The organism is Sphingomonas gei (assembly GCF_004792685.1).
Taxonomy (GTDB): domain Bacteria; phylum Pseudomonadota; class Alphaproteobacteria; order Sphingomonadales; family Sphingomonadaceae; genus Sphingomonas; species Sphingomonas gei.
This window is the reverse complement of record NZ_SRXT01000003.1, coordinates 539,979-565,037: the sequence shown is the minus strand read 5'-3', so window position 1 is coordinate 565,037 and position 25,059 is coordinate 539,979. Positions and strand designations below refer to the sequence as shown.

General features: G+C 66.0%; 9 protein-coding genes. 2 read left to right on the top strand and 7 right to left on the bottom strand.

Translation table 11 applies throughout. The features are described 5' to 3' along the window. Window positions 1-66: 66 nt before the first annotated feature. From E5A73_RS09520 to E5A73_RS09510, 3 genes are all read right to left on the bottom strand, one after another. A complete protein-coding gene (locus E5A73_RS09520; protein ID WP_206366437.1) occupies window positions 67-486 on the bottom strand; it encodes a DUF2147 domain-containing protein in 420 nt (139 codons plus the stop codon). Beyond that, window positions 486-1,247 carry an AcvB/VirJ family lysyl-phosphatidylglycerol hydrolase gene (locus E5A73_RS09515; protein WP_135963569.1) on the bottom strand — a complete coding sequence of 254 codons (762 nt, stop codon included), beginning with the start codon at window positions 1,245-1,247 and terminating at the stop codon, window positions 486-488. Before E5A73_RS09515 ends, E5A73_RS09520 begins: the two co-directional genes overlap by 1 nt. A 173-nt stretch (window positions 1,248-1,420) precedes the next feature. Continuing rightward, window positions 1,421-1,663, bottom strand: coding sequence for an LPS-assembly lipoprotein LptE (locus tag E5A73_RS09510; protein WP_135963568.1), 243 nt, complete (start codon window positions 1,661-1,663; stop codon window positions 1,421-1,423). A gap of 278 nt (window positions 1,664-1,941) precedes the next feature. Between E5A73_RS09510 and E5A73_RS09505 the strand changes: the two genes are divergently transcribed. Next, complete coding sequence (locus tag E5A73_RS09505; protein ID WP_240700111.1) at window positions 1,942-3,210, top strand: family 1 glycosylhydrolase; 1,269 nt, start codon at window positions 1,942-1,944, stop codon at window positions 3,208-3,210. Between the two features lie 9 nt (window positions 3,211-3,219). Here the strand turns inward: E5A73_RS09505 and E5A73_RS09500 are convergent, their stop codons facing one another. Then, window positions 3,220-5,967, bottom strand: a complete 2,748-nt coding sequence (locus E5A73_RS09500) for a TonB-dependent receptor (protein ID WP_135963566.1) — start codon at window positions 5,965-5,967, stop codon at window positions 3,220-3,222. A gap of 285 nt (window positions 5,968-6,252) precedes the next feature. Here E5A73_RS09500 and E5A73_RS09495 point away from each other — a divergent pair, with 285 nt between their 5' ends. After that, the gene (locus tag E5A73_RS09495) at window positions 6,253-7,617 is read left to right on the top strand and encodes a glycoside hydrolase family 88/105 protein (protein ID WP_206366436.1); all 1,365 of its coding nucleotides are present in this window, start codon (window positions 6,253-6,255) and stop codon (window positions 7,615-7,617) included. Window positions 7,618-7,619: 2 nt separating this feature from the next. Here E5A73_RS09495 and E5A73_RS09490 read toward each other — a convergent pair whose 3' ends face one another. The 3 genes from E5A73_RS09490 to E5A73_RS09480 are packed head-to-tail and all read right to left on the bottom strand — an operon-like array spanning window position 7,620 to window position 25,051. Beyond that, window positions 7,620-19,637 carry a hypothetical protein gene (locus tag E5A73_RS09490; protein WP_168355872.1) on the bottom strand — a complete coding sequence of 4,006 codons (12,018 nt, stop codon included), beginning with the start codon at window positions 19,635-19,637 and terminating at the stop codon, window positions 7,620-7,622. Between the two features lie 48 nt (window positions 19,638-19,685). Continuing rightward, window positions 19,686-21,245 (bottom strand): ComEC/Rec2 family competence protein, encoded by a 1,560-nt coding sequence (locus E5A73_RS09485; protein WP_135963564.1) that lies wholly within the window; start codon window positions 21,243-21,245, stop codon window positions 19,686-19,688. Continuing rightward, complete coding sequence (locus E5A73_RS09480) at window positions 21,242-25,051, bottom strand: hypothetical protein (protein WP_168355871.1); 3,810 nt, start codon at window positions 25,049-25,051, stop codon at window positions 21,242-21,244. The genes E5A73_RS09485 and E5A73_RS09480 overlap by 4 nt, the downstream gene beginning before the upstream one ends. Window positions 25,052-25,059 lie beyond the last annotated feature (8 nt).

Sequence of the window (25,059 nt, the reverse complement as noted above, 5' to 3'; positions counted from 1 at the left end):
ACAGCAATAACGGTCCGCGCAACGGCCGCACCCGCGCCCGGATGCGGCCCGTCAAACCGCCCGTGCTCAGAGGCGCGTCCAGTCCTGCGATTTGCAAATCAGGCCTCCCCAGATGCATCCGGATATGCGCAGCGTGTTCGGCGACAGTTGGACGATGCGTGACGCGAAGCTCCGGCCCATATCGGGGACGAAGACGGTTCCGGACCAATGGCCGCTGCCGGTCTTGTGATAGGCGCGCAGCAGCTCGGTACCGACCAGATGCTCGATTCCGGCGTCGCGCGCGTCGCTCTGCGCCTTCGCGGTGGCGTCTACGATCGCGCCGCACAATGCGCCCCCGCACAGCGCCGTCTTCACGGCGATGGTATGCTTGGGGTTGGCCCAGGTGCCAAACACCGGATCGGCCGCGGCGCCGGCGACTGCGGGCACGCGCGCGGCGGGGCCGTTGCCGCACAGCAGGATCGCGAGCACGACCGGAAACAGGCGCATCATGATTTCTCCGGAGACTTCAGAAACGGGCCGAGCGCGTCGAGAATCGTGCGCACGAGCAAGGCGTGATCGTTGCGCAGGAAATGCCCGCCGGGCAGCGCAATCCGCCGGACATTGGGTGCGACGAGCGCAGGGCACAGCGTATCGGTCTCGGCGGCGCCGCGGATGCAGACAAGCGGCAGCCATCGCAGCAGCGGCGCTTCAGATGCGTCGGCATCGGGCGTGCCCCGATAGCTCAGCCCGGACGGGTCTGCGCGGAAATATGCAGTGCGCCCCGGCACCACCAGGACGGCCGCGGCAACCTTCGCCCGCAGCGCCTGCGGCAGATCGGCGAGCCCGACCCGCGCGATATCGGCACCGAACGACTGGCCGAGCACCACGACGCGGTCCGCGCCGGTGCGCTGCAAGGTCTGGCGGATCGCGCCGACCACGATCGCATCGGTCTCGGCACGCGTACGATGCGACGCAAATGCCGTCGAGGACGCCACGCCGAGGACCGGCACTCCCGCCTCGGCGAGCGCATCGGCGACATAGGGGCCCATGCCGAAACGCAATCCCATATCGCCCGAGAAATAGACTGCCGCGACGGGCCTGCGTGCGCCGCCCATGCCGAACAGGTGGACCGGGTCACGATCGAAGAAGCCCGCGCTCGCATAGAGCCCCGCGACGATCAGTGCGAGGATCGCAACAAGGATCCCGGCCCAGCCCAACCAGGTCGGGATCCACCGCTGCGGGGTTCGGGGGCGTGCGCGCGAGAACATCGGGCAGATCTGCCACAATGTTCCTGTCGGGACAGTGGCGGGTGGATGAAGCTTGCTTCATCTTTCTTCTGGCACGATCCCCTTGGGACGTTTGCGGCACAAGAAATGGCCCGGCGATGGCCGGGCCAAGTTTCGCCTAGGGAGCTAACCTGGCGGGACTTGTGAGGAGACGCTCAGTGCGCGTTGGCAGGCGCCTCGACCGCGGAATTGTCTGCGACGACATCGGCAGCGTTACCCGCAAGCGTCTGGTTGTCGAGGCCCGGATCGGTGAGCGTATCGTTACCGAACGCCGAGCCTTCATCAGCGTTGATCACCGTGGTTTCGTTGACCACGGTCTCATTCTGCGCACCACCGCCGCAAGCCGAGAGCGCGAACGCAAAGGGGCCCAGCGCCGCCAGTGCGAGTAACTTCTTCATATATAAATCTCCCTTTTCTGCAGCACCGGGCGGAGCATCCATCGGATCCCGGGAAACCGGATCACGCTGGCGGCCGCCTGACGCTGCACCTTCGACTATCCCTCGGCTTCACCGATTTGAACGCACACAAAAACTATAGGCCGCTCAAGTTTTATCCTACCTAGTTAGTGGGAATTGAACCGCGATTGGGCCCGCATCGCCTCCCCTGCGTTGTCCAGACGCCAAGCGGGAGACCAACCATCGCCACCTTCATGTTCGCCACCGGGATAGAAAACAGCGTGCCCACCATCGATGGTGGCCGGACACGCATCGACGAGATGGAAAGCTGCGGCCATTATCAGCGCTGGGAAGAGGATTTCCAGCTCGTCCAGGAAATGGGCATCGGCTATCTCCGCTTCGGTCCGCCGATTCACAAGACCTGGCTGGGACCCGGGCGCTACGATTGGGAATTCGCCGATCTTACCTTCTCCGATCTCGAGCGTCGCAACATCGTCCCGATCGTCGACCTCTGCCATTTCGGGCTCCCCGATTGGCTCGGGAATTTCCAGAATCCCGACTTCCCCGAACAATTCTGCCGCTACGCCCGCGCTTTTGCCGAGCGTTTCCCCTGGGTGCAGCTTTACACCCCGGTCAACGAGATGTTCATCTGCGCGACTTTCTCGGCGCGCTACGGCTGGTGGAACGAACAACTGAGCAGCGACCGCGCATTCATCACCGCGCTCAAGCATCTCGTCAAAGCCAATGTCCTCGCGATGCAGTCCATCCTCAAGCTTCGCCCCGACGCGATCTTCATCCAGAGCGAGTCATCGGAATATTTCCATGCCGAGAGCCCGATGGCGATCCGAGCAGCGGAAGTAATGAATTCGCAGAGATTCCTCTCACTCGATCTGAACTATGGCCGCCGGGTGGATTCGGAGATGTACGAGTTTCTGCTCGATAACGGGATGACGCGGGAGGAATATCATTTCTTCCTGCAGAACCGCATGAAGCAGCATTGCATCATGGGGAACGACTATTACGTCACCAACGAGCACCGCGTTAATGCCGAGGGCGGGACCAGCGCCTCGGGCGAGATCTTCGGCTATAGCGAGATCACCCGCCAATATCATGATCGCTATCGCCTCCCGGTGATGCATACCGAGACCAATCTGGTCGAGGGTCCGCTGGGGACCGAAGCCGTGGACTGGCTGTGGAAGCAATGGGCGAACGTGCTGCGCGTCCGCAACGACGGCGTGCCGGTCGTCGGCTTCACCTGGTATTCGCTGACCGACCAGACCGACTGGGACAGCGCGCTTCGCGAGAAGAACGGCAACGTCAATCCGCTCGGCCTGTACGATCTGGACCGCAAGATCCGGCCGGTCGGCAGAGCCTATAAGAAACTCATCGAGCAGTGGCGCGACGTGCTGCCGACGCAGAGCATGTGCCTGACCGTGCCCGTCGTGCTGCCCGACGAAGCGTCGGGCAGGCACGCACAGCGGCAAAAGGCGCGCGCGCAGGAAATGATCAAGCTCGATCTCGCCGCGTCGGATCCACAGCAGAATGGATGAGCCCGCGGATCAGAAGCGGGCGCGTACTCCGGCGTAGAAGCGGCGGCCGAAGCTCTCGATGATCGTCCGCCGGTAGATGCTGTTGGCATTCTCGGCACGCACTGCATTGGTCAGGTTGACCCCTTCGAAGAACAGCGACAGGTTCTGGTTCAGGTTGACCCCTGCCGAGGCGTCCCATTGACCATAGGCCTCGCCGAACTCGGGATTGTTGCCGCGCCCGCGCGACGTGATCAGATATTTGGAGCGCCAATTATACGAGACCCGCGCGCTGAATATGCTGTCTTCGTAGAAACCGGACAGATTGTAGCTGTGGCGCGACAGCCCGGGGAAGGAAAGCGCGCCGCCGGTGAACACGTCGCGATCGGCATAGCCCGAATCCTTCGAATAGGTGTAGTTCGCGATCACGCCGAGATTGCCGAGCGCGCCGGGCAGGAAATCGAGCACATATTGCCCGCCGACCTCGGCGCCGTTGATCGTCACCTTGCTGGTGCCGTTCACCGGCACGGTGACGGTGTAGGTGACCCCGGTGGTCGGCTCGACATAGGCCTCGCTGCCGTTCTGGATGAACGAGCCGATCTCCTTGCGGAAATAGGTCGCCGACAGATAGCCGGTGCGGTTCGCGTAGAATTCGATCCCCAGATCATATTGCCGCGCGCGATAGGGCTCGAGGGCGGGATTGCCGCGTGAGCCGGTGAGCCCGACTGCGTCGAGCGCGAAGCGCGGGGCGAGCTGCGCAGGCGAGGGCCGCGCGAGGACCTCGGTGGCCGTCGCGCGCAGCTGGAGGCGGTTGGGTATCAGTTCGGCCTTGAGGTTCAGCGACGGCAGGAACTCGGTGTAATGTCCCTCGAACGACACTGGCGTGACCGTGCCGGCGCGAACCTGGAAGCCGTCCGAAGTCGTGCGCGTATCGACCACGCGGAGACCCGTCACCCCGGTGATCCTGATTCCATCGCCGAACGCGAACGCCGCCTGGCCGTAACCGGCGAGATTGTCGTCCTTCACTTCCCAGGTGTCGAGCGGCACCGCATTGCCGAACGGATCCGGCACGCCGACCGCATCCGCGACCTGCATCCCCAGATTGAGCCAGCGCCGGATGCCGCCGTCATAGCCGCGATCGGCATTGCCGAAGAAATCATGATCGCCGAGCGTCGCGTTGGCCGCGACCAGGTCGCGGATCTGCTGGGTCAGCTGCGCCGACGGAACGGTCGAGACCGTGACGTTCGAGCTCACCCCGGTGGCGTAGCTGTTGGTAATCGTCTGGCCGTTATAGCCATTGAGCGTGACCGACCGGTCGAAATAGCGGCTGTCGGCAGTCAGCACGCGCTTCTGGACGCCGGCCTTGAGCGAAGTGAAGAAGCCGCCCTCGGGCTTGAACTCGGCATCGAGCCGCCCGTCAAACTCCTCCTGATCGTTGTAGCGCGGACGCCGCAGCACGATCAGCTGGTTGAGCCCTTGCGAGGTGGTCTGGTCGAGCGGCAGCGTGATGTTGGGCGCCTGCTGATCGTTGTCATAGTCGATCGTCAGCGACGAGATGCCGAGCGCCGCCCCGGTGGCGTTGATCTCGTTATTATACGCACGCGATTTGGCATAGCCGCCGCGCGCCTGCAGCGTCAGCCGGCCCAAGGTCCAGTCGAAGCCGGTCTGGGCGTTGAACGTGTTGCGGTTCTGCGTGCCGAGGATGTTGCGATAGCTGACCGCGAGCCCGTTCGGCGCGGCGAGCGATCCGATGAAGGTCACGCTGGTCGCAGTGTCTTCGGGCCCGATCGTGGTCCGGGTGCGGTCGACACCACCGTCGACGATGTTCTGGACGGTGTTGAGTTGTAGAAACTGGCTGTCGAGCGTCATTTTCGACTTGGTGTAGGTGCCCTCGACGAATGCGCGGAAATCGGGGTTCGGGCGCCATTCGAAGACGCCGCTGATCGCGCCGCGCTTGGTCGATTCGCGGTTGATCACCGGACGCGGGATATCGGGGTAGAAGTCCCCCCTCCCGTCCCCGTTGAGGTCGAGCGCCTGGACGCCCGCGGTTGCCGGGTCGCGATCGATCTGACGCCAGCCGGTGGTGCGCAACTGGTCGTACCACAGGCTGCGCCGCTCATAGGTCGCCGAGACGAGGATGCCCATCGTGTCGTTGTTGAACAACGTACTACCGATCAGCGCGACCTTGGGATCGACCTTGTCGGCGAGCGTGCCGTAAATCCCCTGGACCGAGCCGGCGATGAATGGCTTCTTGCTGTCGAAAGGCCGGCGCGTGAGGATGCGCACCGTTCCGCCCAGCCCGCCTTCGGTCATGTCGGGCGTCGCCGACTTCACCACTTCGACTCGCGAGACGAACTCGACCGGCAAGTCGCGGAACTCGACCGCGCGGCCGCTGCCGACCACTGTCGAAAGCGCCGTCTGGCCATTTATCTCTACGCGGTTGAGCCCCGGCTCCGCGCCGCGGATCGAGATGCTCTGGCCCTCGCCGCCGGCACGGGTGATCTGAACGCCGGTAACGCGCTGGAGCGCCTCGCCGATATTCTTGTCGGGGAACTTGCCGATATCCTCGGCCGAAATTGCATCCACCACCTGCGCCGAGTTGCGCTTGACGCTTTGTGCGTCAGCAAGGCTCTGCCGAATCCCGGTGACGACGACTTCCGAAGCCTCGTCCTGCGGCGCGGGCTGCGCCTCGACCTGCGCAGATGCTGCGGGGGCGAACGCCAATGCCCAGGCGAGCGCGGCAACGCCCGAAGTGGTGCCGATCGAACCGTGGAGCCTCATCAATCTCTCTCCTCGCGCCTGCATTCCTGCAGTGTCACCCGTGGCGGCGATTTGCCGTCCGGTGAGGAATTACATCATATGGGACACACTCGCAATATTTGATATTCCCGGCAGTGCAGTTCGACGCCAAACGCGGCGCATCAGCATCCTGCAAATCGAGTGGAAGATCGCATTCGTGTTTTGGCTTGCGTTGCCACCAGGATCGTGGTGCCATCATATGGCATAGAATGTCATAAAATGAACGGGTGCAGCCGACCCAAGGTCGGCGAGCCATTGGAGGGGAAGATGCCGCATATCCTGATCCGCACCGCCGTCGTGCCTCTCACGCTGGCGCTGACGCAGGCGCCCGTGGCGCAGGCGCAGCTTGCCGCGCCCTCCGGAATGCATCGCGATCCGGTGACCGACGTCATGGACGCCCCTACCCGGCTCAAACCCGCTTATCCGATCCCCTATGGCCGCCCGTCGGAGGCCGCAGTCAAAGCGGTGATGAATCGCGTGCTCGGCTATGTCGACCGCGAGACCTCGCCGGCCTTGGTCGATACCGGCGACAAGGACCGGCGCCCCGGCGGCGCGCTCGCGCCGGGCAGCAGCTTCCGCTCGGCCTATCGCCTCACCAGCTACGAATGGGGCGTCCTCTATTCGGGCGCGCTGCTCGCGGGTGAAGTGACCGGCGATGCGCGCTACACGCAGTACGTCGCGGATCGGCTTGGCACGATCGTCGATGTGGCGAACCGCTATCGCATTCAGAAGACGGCGGCCGACCAGACCCCGGTCAAGCAGATGCTCGCGCCAGGCAAGCTCGACGATTCGGGGGCGATGGCGGCGGCGCTGATCAAGGCGCAGCGGGCTGGGCTGGTCACACAGGGCCGCGCGCAGATCGACCTCTATCTCGACTGGATCTCCAACCGCCAGTTCCGCCTGTCGGATGCCACGCTAGCCCGGCAAGTGCCGATGCCGAACAGCCTGTGGCTCGACGATCTCTATATGAGCGTTCCCGCGCTCGCGCAGATGGGTGCACTGACCGGCGAGCGGCGCTATTTCGACGACGCGGTGCGCCAGGTGCGGCAATTCTCGCAGCGGATGTTCGTCGCGAACAAGGGACTCTACCGCCACGGCTGGGTGGACGGCATGGATCCGCATCCGAGCTTCTTCTGGGGCCGCGCCAATGGCTGGGCGATCATGGCGATGGTCGAACTGTTGGAGGTATTGCCGGCAGATCACCCGGGGCGTCCGGCGATCCTCACGCAGTTGCGTGCGCATGCCGCCGGGCTCGCCAGCATGCAGTCCGGCACGGGGCTGTGGCACCAGTTGCTCGACCGGCCGGACAGCTATCTCGAGACATCTGCCAGCGCGATGTATGCCTTTGCCCTGGCCCGCGCCGTCAACCGCGGCTGGATCGATCGACGCGTCTATGCCCCGGTGGCGGTGCTCGCGTGGAATGCAGTGACCACCAAGGTCAATGCGGCCGGCGAAGTGGAGGATGTGTGCGTCGGCACGGGGATGGGCTTCGAGCACGCCTTTTATTATTATCGCCCGCGCCATGTCAGGGCCGGGCATGGCTATGGGCCGGTATTGCTCGCAGGCGCCGAAGTGATCGCATTGCTGCGCAAGGATCCGGCCGGACCGCGCGAGAACCTCGTCTTCAAGTGAGGTCAGTCGGAGCTGGCGAGCTTGTAGACCAGCCGCTCGACGGTCAGCAGCGTCAGCTTTTCGCGGTTCTGGATCTGCGAATAGAGCGACAGCGACACCACGATCTCGCCACCGTCGGGATTGGGTCCCTGGTTTAGAATCCAGGCCTCGACGGCGCTCTGGATCGTGGCACCGGTCGTGGCGGCGAGTTCCTGGTCCGGATAGAGCGCGATCGGCAAATAGCTGACCAGCGGCTCGGCATCGGGATCCGGGTTGGCGAGAAGCTCGAACCCGTAGCTCAGCGCCAGCGTCACCGGCTGGCCGAGATAGGCCGTGTCCCCGAACAGCGCCTGGAATGCCGCGGTCAGCGCCGAGCCCAGGTCCGTGCCGAGACCGGTGATGTCGAAGCGCGTGCTCTCGTTATTGATCGGTGTCACGGTTGAGGACGCGTCCACGAGATCGGTCGAGAAGACGAAATCCGGGTTGGTGGCGAAGTCCTCCGACAGATGCCCGTTGCGGGTGACCATCAGCGAGGCAGTGGCGTTCTGGTAGGATGCCATCGCGATGCCGTGCCACTCGAGTGCGATGTCGGCATAGCTTCCCGCCGGCGCCGGGTGCTCCAGGGTATAGCGGCTCTGCGTCGACGAAATTTCGCTGCGCGTGGTCGGGACCGGCAGACCGTCGACGGTGCGGAAGATCAGCTCCGGCCATTGGCCGGAGGGCCCCGGCCCGCCGCTGCCGCACGCGACACGGACATCGGTCACCAGCACGCCGCCGTCCACAGTGAGATAATCCAGGTCAACGTCGAAGCCGAACATGGCGGGCGACAGGCCCGGCGGCACCGCATCCGCAACCGGCGCGACGGCCAGCCGGCGCTGCTCGAGGTCCGGCCAATGCGCTACCCAGGTGTCGGCGACTGTCGCAGCGAGCGTCGCGAAGCTCGCCGCCGCGGCCGCCGCGGTCTGGGCATCGCCCTTTGCCGGATCGGCATAATAGCCGAGCAGGTCCCACAGCCCGGTCGCGACCGCATCGTAGGAAATCAGCGCACCGGCCAGCGCGTCGCTGACCACCGCCATGCGCATCAGCCCCTCGGGCTGCTGGTTGAAGCGGATGTCGAGATGCACTTCATCCTGGCTCGCATGCTCGTGCGAATAGCGCAGCGCATAGGTCCATTTCGCCGCACCGGCGAGCACGGCGACCGGATCGCTGCCGACGGTCTGCCCACGCAGAGTCGGCACTTGCGGGAAGGCGCGGTTCGGAATCGGCACCGTAACATCGCCCAGCTTCGTCACGATGCCCGGCGGCATCGCGGCGGGGTTCAGCAGCGGGGTGAAAGCGAGCCAGTCGGATGCATCATAGCTCATGCCCGTAGCAACCGGGATGACATTGATGTCGAATTCGAGATTGCTGAAAGCGTATTGAAGCGCGAGCGCGATCTGCTCGGCATGCGCGGGATCGTTGAGGGTGAGCAGGAAATTGACATAGTCGCTTGCCGCGTCGAGCCGGGTCTTGGCGGCAGTGATCGCATATTGCAGCCCGCTCGAAACCGCGTCGTCCGGCCCGCCGATCGCACGACCGAGCAGCCGCGCCGGCGCCGCGTCGCCGCCGATCCATGCCGAACTGCAGGTCGAGACATATTGCAGGATCGTCGAGACCGCATAGCCCTGCGTCAGGCTCAGCAACAGCGCCTGGCGCAGCTCGGCCGCCGCCGCATAGGTTGCGGGCACGAGGCCGGGATCGGCTTGCTGGAAGACCGGCGCGATCCCGTTGGCCACCGCCGAGGCCAGCTTCTGCTTGCTCGCGATTACCGATAGCAATGCGGCGCGCGCCTGCGCATCGGCGTAGAGCGCGCCGGCATATTGCGCCGAGAGCAGCTGTTCCATGTCCTGGAGGAAGCGCTGGGCGATCGGCTCGACGTCGAGGCCGATCAGGTCGGAAAGCGGCGTGTCGCGGTTCAACGTGCCGTCGGGGTTCAGCGCCGGCAGCTGGATCGCCTGCAACGAGACGAGGCTGGCGTAAAGCGGGCGCAACGCGAAATAGCGCGGCCATTTGTCACCCTGGCCAGACGGCGGATCGAATACGCCCTCCACCGTCAGCGCTGCGAGCCCCGAAGCATCGAAGGGCAGGAACCACAATTCGTCGGGCTTTCCCGCCACCCGGCCGGTGACCAGACGCAAAGTCGGGAAGAGCTGGGCCAGCAGCGTCCCGAAACTGTCCTGGTCCACGCCCTGCCCGCCGCCCGCGCCGGACGACGAGACCGGCGAGCCGATCCGCGTGGTGAAGCTCTGCACTGCCGAGGCCGCGCCTTCGAGCACGAAGGCGGGATCGATCCGCGTTTCCGGACGCGCGAGCGTGAGCGACACCTGCAACGGCATGACGGGGTCGGCGAACGGCCCCGCGGCAGCGGGAACCGACACCGCGATCGTCAGCGGTGCGGGGGGCAGCAGCGCCAGCGCCCCCGCCGCGAGGAAAGGTATGTCACCGTTGATCGACGCGAGCTGCGCCACGTCGATCTGCGCACCGGCCGCGGCGAGCCGCGCCAGCAGCGCAGTTACGGTGTCGATCGGTGCGGTTTCGGCGGTGAACGGAGTCGGCCCCGGCCCATTGACCGTGACGCCGGGCTTGAGCAGCCCCTTGAGTGCGGCATTGGCGGCGAGGAAAGCAGTCGCATCGGTGCCGAACGCCGCCGCAGCCTGGTTGGGCGTTAGCGCACCGTTGCCCGCCGGGTCCGGCATCACCGCCGGCGGACAGGATAGCAGCGCGCCTTCCGCAAGCAGGCCAGTCTGCGGCCCGATCGCCGCCATCAGTGCCGGAAGCTCGATCGCGCTCGACTTCGCCTGCAGCCGGGCAAGTACCGAACCGATCCCGTCGCCCGCTTGCGTCACCGTGTCATAGTCGCTGCCGTCCACCGAAACGGTGACGGTCTGGTTCGCCGCGAACAGGCCGGGCATCGCTTCGTTGTCCAGGCCGAGCTGGTCGAGGCGGCCATTCGCATAGGCAAAACGCCCGGCGATCGCCGACAGCGTGTCCGAAGCGCGTACCGGACAGGGCATCCGCACCGCGCCTGGATCCTGCGGCAGAGCGAGCATCCCGGGGATGGTCAGCGCCACGCCCATGGGGAGGCTCGGCGGGGGATTCTGGGCAGCCAGCGCCGCGAACAACTGGGCCGGCGTAGTGCCATATTGGTAGCAGAACTCGACCAGCGTCGTGGTGGCGGAAGCCTGCGCCGCCGGGCTGCCGGGGAAATCGCCGAGATAGACCAAAGCGCCGGTGTCGAAGACATTCGGCGTGGCGGCGTTGTGCGAGGCCAGATCGGCGACCGAGGTGCCGCTGCCGTTGCTCGCCAGCGTCTCGAACGGCGCCTGCTCGGTCGGCAGCGGCACCAGATAGCGCTTCGCCACCATTGCGCTTCCCGCGACCAGCGTATCGGTCTGGTCGGCGAGCTGCGCGCCGACGTCGCCGACGAACACGATCACGCCCTGTGCGGCGAAGCCGGCGACCATGTCGTCGAAGCTGCGCACGCCGGCGACGCCGGGCGCGACGGTGGTGACGGTCAGCGCGTCGAAGACGACCGTCACGCCGCCCGCCAGAATATCGGTCGCCGCGGCATTGTCCTCCGCAAGAAGCGGTGCAGTGCTTCCCGCCAGCGCAGCGATCGCGCCGAGCGACGGCACCGGATCGCCCGACGGCACCGTGATGGGTCGATCCGGAATGGCGAGCAGCGTGCCGGGGCGCAGCGGCAGATGGTCGGCGTTCTGCGGCATCGCGAGCATGGCCGCGCCGGAGGCAGGCTGCGGCCAGCCGGGTCGCACCACTGCCCGGATCGCATTCGCGGTCTGGTTCTCGGCGAACGGCACTTGCGCCGGGATGGTCAGGGCTTGTCCGCCGAGGATGTCGTACGCGCGCGCCTGCGCCTGGCCCGCCGCCAGCACGTCCGTGCCGAGCCCATAGATCTGGGCGAGCGCGCCGATCGTCTGCGCCGCCGCCGCGAGCGGACGCTCGGGATCGAGTGCAGCCACCGCACGGGCATAGAGCAAATTGGCGGCCGCGACGCGCCAGAGTGCCGGCAACTGGGCGGACAGGTCGACTGGCTTCGGATGTCCGATGCCCGCGCCGCTTGTCTCGGAATAGAGCGTCGAGGTGAAGGTCAGCGCCAGCAACGGCTGCGAGAGCTGGTAATAGACCGTCTCATAGATCGCCGCCTGGTTCTCCGCCGCCAGCACGGCACTCTCCGCCGGTCCGCTCAAACTGGGCATCAGCGTGCCGGCCTGGGTGGCGAAGGTCACGCCGATCGCGACTGTTCCGGCGGTGGCTCCCGCGGCCAGGCCGTAGCCGGTCGCCAGCCCCGGCCAGGAATCGAACCCGACGAGCACATCGGTATAGCCGACCGGCAGGGTGATCGCTTTCGCCTGATCGGGTGCCGAGGCGTTGCCGAAGATGTCGACGAAACCGATCGCCAGATCGGCGAGGACGGGCGCGGTGCCGCTGTTGATCCCGCGATAGGGATCGGCGCCCGGCAGCGGCAACCCATTTACTGCCGGAGCGCTCGACGCCGGCCCCATCTGGGCGATCGGGAAGACCTGGCTGTAGCTCCAGCGCGTCGGCTCGGCCTCGGCATAGGCCTCGCTGCGCGCGCGCGCCTGGCGGGCCAGCCGGCGCCGTGCGGTTGCGGTCAGCGCCGGATCGTCCTTCGCGTCGGGCAGGATCGGCATGCCCGGCCGGTCGGCGTAGAAGGTCGCGCTTTCCTGGCCGACATCATATGTGGCGATCGAATAGAGCTGCTGCGCGCGGTCCTCGGACGTGACCGGGATTTTCGGCGCCATCGGGATGACCATTCGCGTCCCGGCATTGCCCGGCGGGACGATCGCGATCCGCTTCATATCGCTGCCGTCGGCGGCCTCGAGATAGACCGTCGACGCGGAGGCATCCAGGCCCGGCCCGATCAGCGCGCAGGTGTTGAGCGGCAGCAGCGGGCGGCCGAGTGGTGCCGATCCCTGCTGCGCGCCGACGATCGCGAGGAACTGGATCACCGCTTCGCCGTCGGTGGTGAAGATCGTCGGCGGCAGTCCGCCGCCATCCGGGTCGCGCAGCGTCAGATAATAGCCGGTGCCGCCGACCGACACGCCTTCCCACAGCAGCTTGAGGAAGCCGGGAATGTCCGCCAGCGCGGCGGCATAGACCGGCGCAGTGTCGCGCGGGGCCACGGCCTGGGCGCGAAACAGCGGGTGGACGTCCGCCAGTCCAGGCACCGTCTCGGTCGACAGGTTGGTCTTGACGATGGTCGAGAGGCTCGCATCGAGCGCGACCTGCGCCAGTCCCTGGATGTTGGCGGCGGCCGGATCGGGCGACACGAACAGCGAGAGCGTCGGCGGCGGCGTCGTGTTGCTTACGAGATATTGCCACAAGTGCAGCAGCGTCTGGCGCTGGACATCGTCGGTGCCGAGCAGCTGGTACAATGTCCGCGACCCGGGCAGCGTCTTGATCTTGACCGAGAACAATGTGCCATAGCTCGAGGAAAGCAGGGTTTCGTCCTCGCCGCCCGGCACCCCCTGCGGCGCCGACCTGACGAGATCATAGCCAGTCGGTGCACCGGCGAGTGCGAGTGCCTGCACCGCGGCGGGGAAAGGCCACAGGCTTGGATTGCCGGTCTTGGGCGTCACGCCTTCGGCGGGGATGGCGAGCGGCGCCGTCACCTGAAGCTCGATGCGGTTCGACAGGCCATAGGTGACCGGCACTTCGACCGACAACGGCAACGCCTCCGGCCCGGAGAACGGGACGACGGTGAGCGAAGCGGCAGGGTACAGCCCGTTCAGATCCGCGGGCGTATAAGCGAAGTCGAGCTGGTCGACGGCGTCGAGCTGCAGGATCGTGCCGGCCATCGGCTCCGCGTCGGGCGACTGCGCCAGCCGGCGGTTGCCCGACAGCGCCGCGGGCGCGCGCGCTTCGAGCGCGACGCGGGTCTCGCCTTCTTCGGCGACAATGCTGTCGACCAGGCCGATCCAGTCGAAACCGCTGTCGAGAGTCGCGGTGATCGTGATCGATGGCGTGGTGGCAGTGCCGGGCGGCGGGCCGGTCAACTGCTGTCCCGACAGGCTCGCCATCGCCGTCATCGGCCCGGTCGCCCGCGCCGGGCCGTCCCCTTCCGACACGGGGCCGGGGAGACGCAGCCCGGACATCAGCTGGCGGCTGCTTTGCGCAGTGATGTCGGTAAAGCCCTTCCCCGTCAGCACCAGCGACACCAGCGTATCGACTGCGACGACCGGCACGTCGGTCACGATCCAGGCATCGTCGTCCTCCGCGATAACCGGGACCAACGTCGCGCCGGCCAGCTGATGCGCGAGCGCCGCGATGTCCAGCCCGAGCCCCTGCGATACTGCGCCGAAACTGGGATAGACCGTCGTGTCGAGGGTGAACCCGTCGATCCCGAGCGCGGCATGGACCGCGAGCAGGTCGGGCGCGCTGGCGATCCAGCCGATAAGCCCGGCGACGTCAGGCAATTCCTGGCCGCCGAAGATGTAGCTCCGACGCGCGAGGTGATCGAGGCTTTCGCCGGGCAGGATCGTCACCACGCTGGGCACCAAAGCGGGCGCTGCGGCACCGCCCGAGCCCTGGGTGAAGGCAGTGACCATCGCATCGCGATAGGTCGCCCAGCCGGGGATCGCCACCGCCGGGCCCGAACCTTGATTCTGCGTCAGGTCGGCCACCGCCGCGATCGCAGTCACCGTGTCGCCGATCTGGGTGGTGTAATTGGCCTCGGCGGGCTCGGTCAGGTTGCCGAGCGCGACCGGCAGCTTCAGCGCGAGCCCCGGGGCGAGCGCATCGCCGGGCTGCTGGTCGCGCAGCACCTGCGCGTTCCAATAGAGGATCAAGTCGACATAACATTGGCGGTCGGCCAGCGCGCGAGTGTCCTGGAAGCGCGCGAAGAAGAACGCCGCCGCCTGGAGCGCGCCGAACCCGGCGGGCGCGGTGTAGTGCGTCGCCGGGGTGGTGAAGCTGGCATCGGCGCGCAACAGCGCGGGATTGGCGGCGAGCGTCGGATCAGACAAAAGGCTGGTCGCACCGGCGAGGCCGAACGCGGTTGCGATGCCCGCCAGCGTGTCCCCGTCGCGAACCTGATACGTGATGTGATCCACGGCATATTGCCCCGGCACGAGATCGCGGCCGCTATTGTCCAGTGCGATCACTTCGGGCGCGACGCCGAGGAGGATCGTGATCTCCGATCCGGCCGGCGTTGTGCGCAGCTGCGCGTCGAGATCATCGTTGAGGTACAGCAGTTCCTCGGCGGTCGCACCAAGCGCCAGCGCCACCGAATTGACCGTGTCCCCCTCGCGCACTGCATATTGGACCTGGGCCTTGGAGAATCCTGCGGCGAGTGCGGCGAGGCTGGTTGCCGCATCGGGGCGTAGCTCCCACCGCGCCAGCTGCTTCTGCGCCTCGTCGACCGCAGCGCGCGTAAGCATCAGGCTCCAGTCCGAGAACATATGGCTCGCAAAGGAAACTGTATCCGCGGCGCCGTCGGGGGGCACGGCGGATTGCGCGGCGGTCGGCGTGAAGGCTTGCTGATAGGCCGCGACGTCGGCGATATAATCGGGGCCGATCGGATTGAACGCGGCAAGGTCGACCGAGCCGGCCACATCGCCGCTCCATTCGAAGCGGAACACCGGCGGCATTGCCACCGGCATCGCGCTCAGCTCGGTGGGGAGCACGGTCGGCTGGCCGCTTACCGAGAAGCGGACATTGGTGTCGAGGAACGCGCTCAGCGTCGTGAAGGTGAAGGCCGTCCGCGTCGCCGCGTCCCCGGCCGCCATCTCGTCGGCGAGATGGGCGAGCTGCCCGGCAGTGACATCGGCCGCCGCCGTCCCCCCGGCCGGATTGGTGACCGCGTAAATCGCCCAGCGCAGGAACGCCTCGACCAACTCGGCCGCGGGCATCTCGCTCACATCCCCGGCGTGCGCACTGGTCGAAGTGTCGCGGCGATAGCTTTCGGCGATGCTGTCCGGATCGATGACGGTGCCGGTAGCCGCCCAGAGCTGCAGGACGATCTTGTACACCGCTGTCGATTCGACCGGCGGTGTCGACCAGCTGAGCGCGATGTTGTCGCAAGCAAAGGCCGGCAGCAGGATCAGCGGGATCGTGCGGGGAGAATCACTGAAGACCGCGAAGGCGGGATCCCAGTTGAGCGTCTCGCTTGCTTCCGCCTCGACCGTCATCCGCGTCCCCGTCCTCCCGCGCCGATCCACTGCCTTCCCCATCAGCAGACTACGCGGAGTTGCCGGCGAAGCGATCAAATTCGCCGCGTGCAGCTGCCGCAGATGAGCGCTGCGCAGCAAGGCGATGCGGACGTCGCGGCGGCCGCGGCTCAGCCGATATAAGCTGGCGGACGCGCCCGGCACCATTGGCGCGCCACGCGCCGCGGCGAGGCCCGTGCCTTGGCCCCCGCCGCCGGTGCCCGCGAGTATCCACGGCGTCGTCGACTTGCTGCCGAGCGTGAAATCGAACGAAACCGTCACGTTGAAGCTGAAATGAACCCGGATGAACAGGATCTTCACCGACGCGCGCGCCGTGACATCCACGTTCAGCGCGACGAGCGTCGGCTGGTGCGCCTCGAGCGTCAGCGTCACCGTGGCGGACGCCTCCAGCGTCACGTTCACTTTGATGACGACGAAATCGACCGTGCCGTAGATCTTGCCGTGGAGCCCGGCCATGCCGCGCACCCAGTAATAAAGCGCGCTGTCCTCGCCGCTATTGCTGGGCAGGAAGCGCGCGAATACGCCTTCGAAGATCACTTCGAGCTCGATGAACGCGCCCGCGCTGAGCACGCCGACGCTGAAATCCTTGCCAACGCCCACTGCGATGCCGACACCCAGCTCGATCACCGGCGCGAAGAAACCGTTGGAGATCGCCGGCACGCGGCTCGAGCTGTTGCCGTCGAGCAGCCCGAAATAGATGCCGCCGCGGCCGATGAACGGGAAGACTTCGACGCTGAACGAGCGCGAGAAGTCGCGTTCGTGCGGGAAGCCCAGATCGACCTTGAAGTTGCCGTTGGTATAGACCTCGACCACCACCACGCCGAGGGTGATCGACACTTCGCCGAACTCGAGATGGCGGAACGCCTCGGGCAGCTGGAGCTCGACGCGGAACATGCCGAGCGAATCGGTGATCTTCTTGTAGAGAATCTCGAAATAGAGCCCGGCAAGCGAACCCGCATCGGGGCCGCCCATCGAGATCGACAGGCCGTAGAGCCGCGGATCGTTGAAGATCAGCCCGAGGTCGAGCATCCCGGCAATGCCGATGTCGAGCCCGATCAGCCACTGGCTGCCCGCATCGAACGACACTCCGTTCGCGCCGGGCTGGCCGATCGGCGACTGATCGGTCGCGACCGGCTGCATCGCGCGCTCCATCTGGAGCAGCACCGCGCGGACCGTGTTCAGATTGTCGATATCGTTGATCTTCACATGCTGGCCGAACGCCAGATAGCGCAGGTCGATCACCGCGGTGCTGGCCGGCACCAGATCGGGCGGATTGTCGTTGATGACGTCCCAGTCGAGTGCGTCGTCGCCGGTATATTCCTGCCCGAGCGCCGCACCCTCGAGGATCAGATTGACGCTGCCCTCGCCCTGCTTGCGGCTGTATTTCACGCCGATCTTGTCGACGCGGAAGATCGTCAGGTCGACGGTGACGGCATAGGTCAACGCGATCGTCTGCTCGGTCGGATCGATCGTCAGTGCGAAGCGCGACAAGTCGATCTGGTTGAGCAGGTCCCAGGGCGGAGTGAGTTTGTAGCCCAGGGTCGGTGCGGCGAGATTGACCAGATATTCGAGAATTTCGCCCAGCGTGATCGAGCTCAATTGCAGCGTGACGATCTGGTGGCGCGCGTCGCCCTCGCCGATCCACGCGGTCTGCGCGGTAAGGTAATTGTCGCCGAACAGGACGCGGAACGTGTAGGTTGGAAACTCCACTCCGATGTCGCGCGAGGCGTAGAGGCCGATGCGGTTGATCTGGAAGCTGCCCGCGACATAGCCTGAAGGGGCGGTGCTGCTGTTCGGGCGCGAGATCGCGGCTTCGGCGCGCGCCGAGATCGTCAGCGGCGTGCCGAAGGGTGAAAACTGCCAGCGCGCCAGGATCGAGCCTTCGACCTTATAGGCCTGGCTCGACGAGGCGAATTCGATCGACATCCGCTCGACATTGAGCGCCGGCAGATTATCGGGCGGGTCGTCGGTCAGCAGATTGGCGACCAGCGTCACCAGCTCGAGCGGGGCATTCTGGTTGAGGAAGCCGCGGAACTTCCATTCGCTCGCGCGGGTCGACGGCACATAGGTGGCGCTGACCGTGAACTGGGGCTGCGCGTCGCCGCTGCCGCCGCCGGTCAGCTGGAGCGTCCCCGCGATCGAGCCGCCGACGGCGGACTGCCGCACGTCGATGTTGAAGCGCAGTTCGATGAGGTCGAGGCTCACCGAATTGGTGAACGGGATCGACCAGTTCATCGTGACCACCGCCTCGGCCCGGAAGGTCAGGCGATAGGGATCGGCCATGAACGCGAAGGCAGTGATCCGCATCTGGTCCTTGGTCGGCGGACCGGGGTTGCCGAAGAACTGGTTGAACGCATAGCCGATCGGGATTTCCTGATTGCTGCGCAACCGCCCCTCGATCACGAAGGAGGGAATGAAGCCCACCAGATCGACCGTGAAGCTGTCGGCCAGGATCGGCGGGTCGTCCCCTTCGCCATCGCCCGCAGCCAGCGCGGATGTCACGGGCATGCGGACATCGCTCATCAAGGGGTGCGGTGCCGAGAGCAACGGCAATTCACGGGCGGAAGGCCTGACGGCGACCTCCGCGTCGGACACGCCGATGTTGATGCCGCCGAACACCGAGCCGAAGCTGAACATTTCGGGCTGGTTGTTGGGCCCGGGCGCCCAACCGATGTCCCAGCGCATCCCGGTGTCGATCACCCGGACGAAGGGGATCGGCGGGTTCCACACGCGATCGGACTTCAGCGTGACCCCGATATTCGAAACGTCGAACGCCGCGGCGCCGAGGCTGTCGAGCAGGCTGCCCTGATAGGCCGGCAGCCAGATTTCGATCGACGCGAGATAGAAGGCGTTGAAGGTGTCGAGCGTCTCGGGCGAGATCAGCTCCGCCACCGAAAGTCCGAGCAGCGCCGCGACGTTTTCGATCTGATCGCCGATGCGGATCGTGTCGGGGTCGGCCTCGACCAGCAGCCGCCACGTGGTCTGCACCGTCAGGATCGCCAGCACCAGGCGCAGGCTGTGCTCCGGATCGAACTGCACCTTGCCCGTCAGGTTGAGGTTCGACACTGCGCTATAGCCGTAATCGTCGAGATCGAAGCCGGTCTGGACGGAAAGCTCGAAACCGAGCTCGAACAGAGTCGCGTCGCCGAACGGCAGCGTGCTGCCATTCACGATTGCCATCAGGTCGAGATCGGGTGACGCATCATAGGTCGCGGGCAGCACCACGGCTCCCCGCGCCGCCAGCGGCCAGCGGCCTGGGAACAGCCCGGCATAAGCAGCCTGGGAGAAGACGCCTGCCTGGGGCAGGCTACCCTCCAGCGTCGCCGTTGCGCCCGGCGCCGAACGCGCCGCCAGCGCCGCGTCGCGCAGCGGCAACCCGATCAGGAACGACGGCGCCAGCTCCACCGTCTGGCCGTCCTGCGCGATCTGCTGGGAGTCCGGCAGGCCGGCGAAGGTGTCGGAGAAGGTCCAGGCCTGCGGCGGCAGGAACAAGGTGAGCGTAAATACCGCATTGCCGCCTTCCACCGTCGCGGCGAGTGCCACTCCGACGTCGACGACATGGTTTCCCGCCGCTTCTGCGCCGGGTAGCCCGTATCGCGCAGTGCCGCGCAGCAGCACCTGGTTGACCGGCTGGGTCAGCACTGCGTTGGCGACCAGGAAATGCGTCTTGAGCTGGAGCAGGTCGAGCGCGGTTGCCATGCTCGCGAGATCGCCGGTGGCCGCGGTCACCAGGTCGATCGAGCCGCCCGCGATGTCGTCGCGCAATGCCTGGAAGATCTGGTCGAGCGTCATCGGCTCACCCATCGACGGCAATCTGCCGATCGCGGCGCAGGCATGGCCTCAGACATCGAGCGGCCTCAGGCGGGGCAGCGGACGCGCGGCGGCGCAACCCCTGCTCCCGGGAAGAGGCACATCAAGATGCGTCGGCGGTCGGAGCGCGAGGGTCCGATGCGGCGGCACGGCGGACGCCGTCTCGGCCGGGGCAGAATCGGTGGCGGGCGGTCTCCTGGCCGGTGCGGTCTTCGACAGCACCATGACCGGCGTATGGACGAACGCCGTGCCGACCTTGCGATTCTCGAGCCGCTCGATCGTGACCTCTTCGGTCGTTCCGTCGAGGCTATAGGCCCAGGCGACGGCAAAGGGCGGACTGGTCGTCGCGCCCGATGCCGGAATGGCAGTCACCTTGCCGGGATCGGGCGGGAAGCTCGCTGTCTCGTCCTTGGCTGGGTCATAAGCCGCTTCGCGAACATAATAGCGATTGGTGAAGATTGAATGCTGCGTCGCGAAAGTCCACCAGTCATCGAACGGCGGAAGCTGCTCTTTCTTCTTCATCTTCTTCTTGGTCGTCGGATCCTCTACTTCGAGCGCGATCTGGTAATCGTCTTCCTCAGCAAAATACGCATTGTACAGGTGCTGGTGGTCAACAAGGACGGGATCATCGTACCAAGAGGTTTTCTCGACATAGCTCCAGAAATAGCTCATCGTATAGGCACTGGGGTGGCGAAAACTGCCGACGTCCTCGGCACTGGCATGGATCGTTTTCGGCGCGATGCTCGTCGCGAACGCCTCAATCACTTTCTTGGCGGCATCCGGCACGCGTTCGCCGGGCTTGAGACGCTTTTTGCTGGCGGTCAGGCTGAACGTCGTCGTTTCGCTGGAATGATGCGGCATAGTCAGGACCGCGACGTACGGAAACTTGGCGGTATACAGATCGATGAAGTAATTCGCCTGCGCAATGGTGGCGCCAGTCGCGTCGCCCGTGACGACGAACTGCCATCCGACGAAATCCACGACGAATATCATCGAGTAAGTATTGAGTGAATAGCTGTCCGTTCGCCACTTCTTGTCAGCAATCTTTTTTCTGAAAGTTCGCGGCTCGCTGGCCACGTGATTTCCGACGAGCAGATAGAAACTAACCTCATTGGAGGCAAATACGGCACTGGTCTTGCTGTAGGAGCAATTGTTCGCTGGCAGCGGCTCCGGCTTGGTCGTGCCGGTAGGCTGATATTTTTCCAGATCGCTGATGACGTTGTTGCTGCTGTGCTTGGCGTAGAGCACGCGCGGACCGCCATAGATCACATGGCCCACCTCGAGGATCGGCTTGGTCGGCTTCTTGGTCCCCGGCTTGTCGAAATTGGCCAGCAGGTCCTGGACGAGATTGATATGGTCGCTGTCGCTGTGCGAGAGCGAGAAGAAGTCGATTCGCGGCTTGGCCATCGAAGTGAGCTGCTTGGTAATATATTCGACCGAGGGCCCGCCCGCCTCGGTCTTGGCGCGTTCCGAGCCGAGATCGAGCAGCGCCGTCGCGGTGATTGCCGTGCCGGTATAGATCTCGACGAAGGTGCTCGATCCCTGCCCCACGTCGAGCAACGTCACGACGATCTTGGTCGCCTTGGTCATCGCGGCGCCTCCCCGTCCCTGCGACCCGATCGCGCGGCGCGGATCTGCCGCAGCGTCTCGCGCCGGCGATGCGGCTGCGCCACCTCGTCAGCCGGTGCGCTCGCCGCGAGCCGGGCACGACCCGGGCGCGCCTGCGCCTTCTCTTCTTGCTTCAGGTCGGCGGCATAAGCGGCGTACCAGCCCAATTTGCTGCTGCCGTGCTGATCGGGATTGCCGAACAGGACGATGTCGTTGTTGCCCGGGGGGAAATTGAGCAGCCCGAGCACCGAAAGCGTGAACTGGTGCAGCCGCAGCAGATAGACCAAGGCATCGTCGTCCCCGATATACGTCAGGAACTGGAAGTTGCGGAAGCCGAGCCGCAGCACCCCTTGCAGCGGCCATTGCACGCCCTCGGCGGGACCGGTGTCGATGCGCAGACCGAGATATTGCGGCGGCACGCCTTCGCGGCCGGATTCGCCGGCCTGCCATGCGGCGAGCACTTCGACACCGATCCCGACGCTGCCCAGCAATGCGCCGAGCGTGCCCAAATCGAGCGTGAAGCGCAGCCCGTACCAGGGCGCGACGAGCGGCGTCTGCTCGATCGGCGCGGATACCGAGGTGAAACCCAGATCCTCGGGCCGCGCCCCGGTCGCGCCGGCGGGTGCGCCTTCGTCCGCCGTCGGCAGCACCGCAAGCAGCCCGTTCAGCGCAAGCGGGAAATGGTTGACCAGCGACTGTCCGCGCGTCGCGCTGTTCGCGAGATCGAAGGACAGATTGCCTTCATCGACGGTAAACTGCTTCGAATCCGCGCCGCCGTCGAGCGTGAACTGCATCGATACGGTGAGCTTGCTGAACCGCAGCCCGACGCTGGTATCGGCGGGCGCATCTTCATCGACGGGCTCGGGGCCGAACGAAAACAGGTCGAACACCTGCGGCGCGCCGAACTGCAGCGTTCCCGACAGGGTGAAGTCGGTGACGATCTGTCCCGGCGCGCCGCCCGCGCCGCGCGTCTGCAGGGCGACTGTGGAAATGTCGATCCGCGACAGCACCGAGGCCCGGGGCGCATAGCTGTTGCGGCCCTCCAGCACGAAGCTGTACACCGCCACCCCGCCGACGCGCTGATAGCCGCCGTCGAGCACCAGATTGTTGCCATGCTCGGTCTGCGCCTTGGTCAGCGCGTCCGAGAACAATCGGTTCACCAGCAGTTCGGCCTTCGCCGAGAAAGCGCTCAACGACGAATTGGAGAAGCCTGCGCGCAGCTGAAGCGTCTTGAAATCGAACGCGACCGTCGTCTCGCTGTAGAGATCGACCGGGTCGCTATAGTCGATCAGCCCGAACGCGGCGGTGTTCTCGAGCGTCGGCGTCGTGCCCGTCACTACGAACGGTGTCTGCGACAGCCCCAGATGATGCGCATAGAAAAGGTCGGTATCGATCCCCGCGGTGAGGAACAGCAAGTCGGCGGGCATCTCGGCGATGTCGACCGGCGCATTGAGGAACAGGAAGCCGTTCCATGCCGGATTGTCGACCACCTCGGCGAGGAAGCGCCGGTAAGGCGATCCGGCTTCTGCACCGGCCGCGGCCTTGAAGATGTCGAGGATCAGCCGCTGCGTCTTGCCGATCGTTCCGCCCTCGATCGGCGGCACCGCGACTTCGGGCCAGAGCCAGGAACTGCTGTCGGCAACCAGATCGGCCAGCGTGCGGTTGCAGAACTTCGCGATCATCACCGTCGGGCTGTTGACCGCGGGATCCGCCACGTCGCCGCCGTTCGGGTTGCGCCACGGACGCCATGCGCGCGGCGACAGCTGAAAGGTCCAGCCGTCCATCTGCACCTGCAGCAGCCCGGCCATCGCCAGATAGACCGGCAGATAGGTCGGCGTTGCGGCGGTGCCGATACAGGCGACGAACGCCGCCTCGGTGTCGAATGGCTGGGTCTGCCCGCTGAGCGCCGCATAGACTGCAGTAACGATCGCCTGCGGCACGCCCCTGGCAAGGAGCAGAGCGGTGTTCTCGGCAGTCTCCGCCAGCGCGTAGCGGACCGACGTAGATTGCATCAGCACGTCGACGTTCGCCGCGACGAAGAACAATTGGTTGCTCTGCAACGCCGACTTGAAACCGCCGGTGACCACGGTGAAATCGACCTTGGGATAGTCGGTCCCCGGCATGTTGGCGATATAGACGCCGTCATAGTCGCGATAATCGGGAGTCAACTCGACGACCAGGCCCTGCGGCGTCACGCCGAGCGGGTCGGTCTCGGCGCGAACCCGGCGAACCGGGCCGAGCGACGCGACAGCCTCCCCTGCTGCGCACGCGCTCCGCGCTTTGGCGCGCGCGCCATAATGGGTGTCGATCTGGAAATGCCGATACGGGCCGAGGCTGGCATTCTCCAGCGTGTCCGCCAGCACGATGTCCACGCTGCGCAGCCCCGCATAGACTCCGAACGGGAAGACCGGTGGCGCGCCGGAAGCGCTCAGCGTCGCCGCAGGCATCGGGTTGAAGTCGAGGAAATCGGGCGCAATCTGGGTGTTGCCCGAGAAGATCGGCGCCTGGCGCGGCTGCGCGAAATACACCGCGTCGCTCGCGCTGCCGAGCGGCAGGATCGCCGCATGCGACGTCGTCGCGGTATCGTTCAGCGCCTCGGCCACGGTCGGCGCGTCGGGCTTGCCGTCGTCGGCGGGGATGGCGAAAGCGGGGCAGTTGCCGGCAAAGGCGATCTGATGGCTGTCGGGCGAAATCTCGATATATTCGAGCCCCGACTGGCCCGGCAGCAATTGATAGCTGCTCGCGCTCTTGCCCTTGAGCGGCGTGACGGTGATCTGGAACGCGCCGTCGGGGCTCAGATGAAAGACCATCCCGTCATCGCGGTTGCTGCCCTGCACCGGCGCGGCGCCGAACACGAAGCGCGCATCGGGCAGGCTTCCGGCGGCGGCGAGCGGGGTGAGCGTCATCGGATAGCCCATCGTGGTGCGCAGGAACGAAGCGAGTGCCGGCGCACCCGCCGCGATTGCCGGCGCAAGCGACACATGGCTGCGCGCGCCCACCAGCAGATTGAGCGGATCGAAGGCCAATGCGGCAGCGATCGCGGCAGGCTGGCCGTCGAACACCTGCTGGAACAGCAGCCGCGTCGCGCCCTGCCCGGCGATCTGCTGCGGTGTTGCGTCGGTGTCCGTCGCGAGGGGCGGCGCGGCGTAAAGCAGCCCGATCGCGAAGCTGTGCCAGATCGATCCCTCGTCCTGCCCCACGGGCACGGCGGGGACGGTGAAGCGCGCCGTGAGGCTGGCCACTGCCGCGCCGTCAAACGGAATCGCGAGCGTATCGGCTGCGAAGTCGGCCGCGCCATCGGGCCCGAGGAATGCGCCGCCCCCCGCAAAGCCGATCCCGCCGCCCGCATCGTCGGCAATCTGGGTCAGCGCACCGCGCCCGGCGACTTCGAGCCCGTAATGCCCGAGGCGAAAGCCCGTGGCGCGCACGGTTTGCCAGGCGATCGCATTGCCCGATCCCTGCGCCCGTGCCTGCAGCGCCGTCAGCCGCCACTGGACCATCGGCGCGTCGGGATTTTCGATCCAGAGCATCCGGAGTTGCTCGGGCGGCCCGAGATTGGGGCGCAGCGCGTCGAAGCCGCTCAGGAACGTGGCCCAATCGCCGGGCGTCGCTCCCAGGAACAGATAGGTCCCGCCCGGATCCTGCCACACCTGGCTGGTCGAGAGCGTGCCCGACAAAGCCGATCCGGGCGCCGCGCAATAGCCGGCCCAGAATCCCGCCACCCCGGCCTGTGCGCTGGTGGACAGCGCGAACAGGCGGCTGGCGGCCTGCTGTTCGAAGACCGGCACCGCCGGCA

Bases quoted from the DNA above. Each gene is read 5' to 3' on its own strand.
- E5A73_RS09510 (WP_135963568.1), bottom strand. From the start codon at position 1,663: ATGAAGAAGTTACTCGCACTGGCGGCGCTGGGCCCCTTTGCGTTCGCG.
- E5A73_RS09520 (WP_206366437.1), bottom strand. From the start codon at position 486: ATGCGCCTGTTTCCGGTCGTGCTCGCGATCCTGCTGTGCGGCAACGGC.
- E5A73_RS09515 (WP_135963569.1), bottom strand. From the start codon at position 1,247: ATGTTCTCGCGCGCACGCCCCCGAACCCCGCAGCGGTGGATCCCGACC.
- E5A73_RS09490 (WP_168355872.1), bottom strand. From the start codon at position 19,637: ATGACGCTCGACCAGATCTTCCAGGCATTGCGCGACGACATCGCGGGC.
- E5A73_RS09485 (WP_135963564.1), bottom strand. From the start codon at position 21,245: ATGACCAAGGCGACCAAGATCGTCGTGACGTTGCTCGACGTGGGGCAG.
- E5A73_RS09495 (WP_206366436.1), top strand. From the start codon at position 6,253: ATGCCGCATATCCTGATCCGCACCGCCGTCGTGCCTCTCACGCTGGCG.
- E5A73_RS09500 (WP_135963566.1), bottom strand. From the start codon at position 5,967: ATGAGGCTCCACGGTTCGATCGGCACCACTTCGGGCGTTGCCGCGCTC.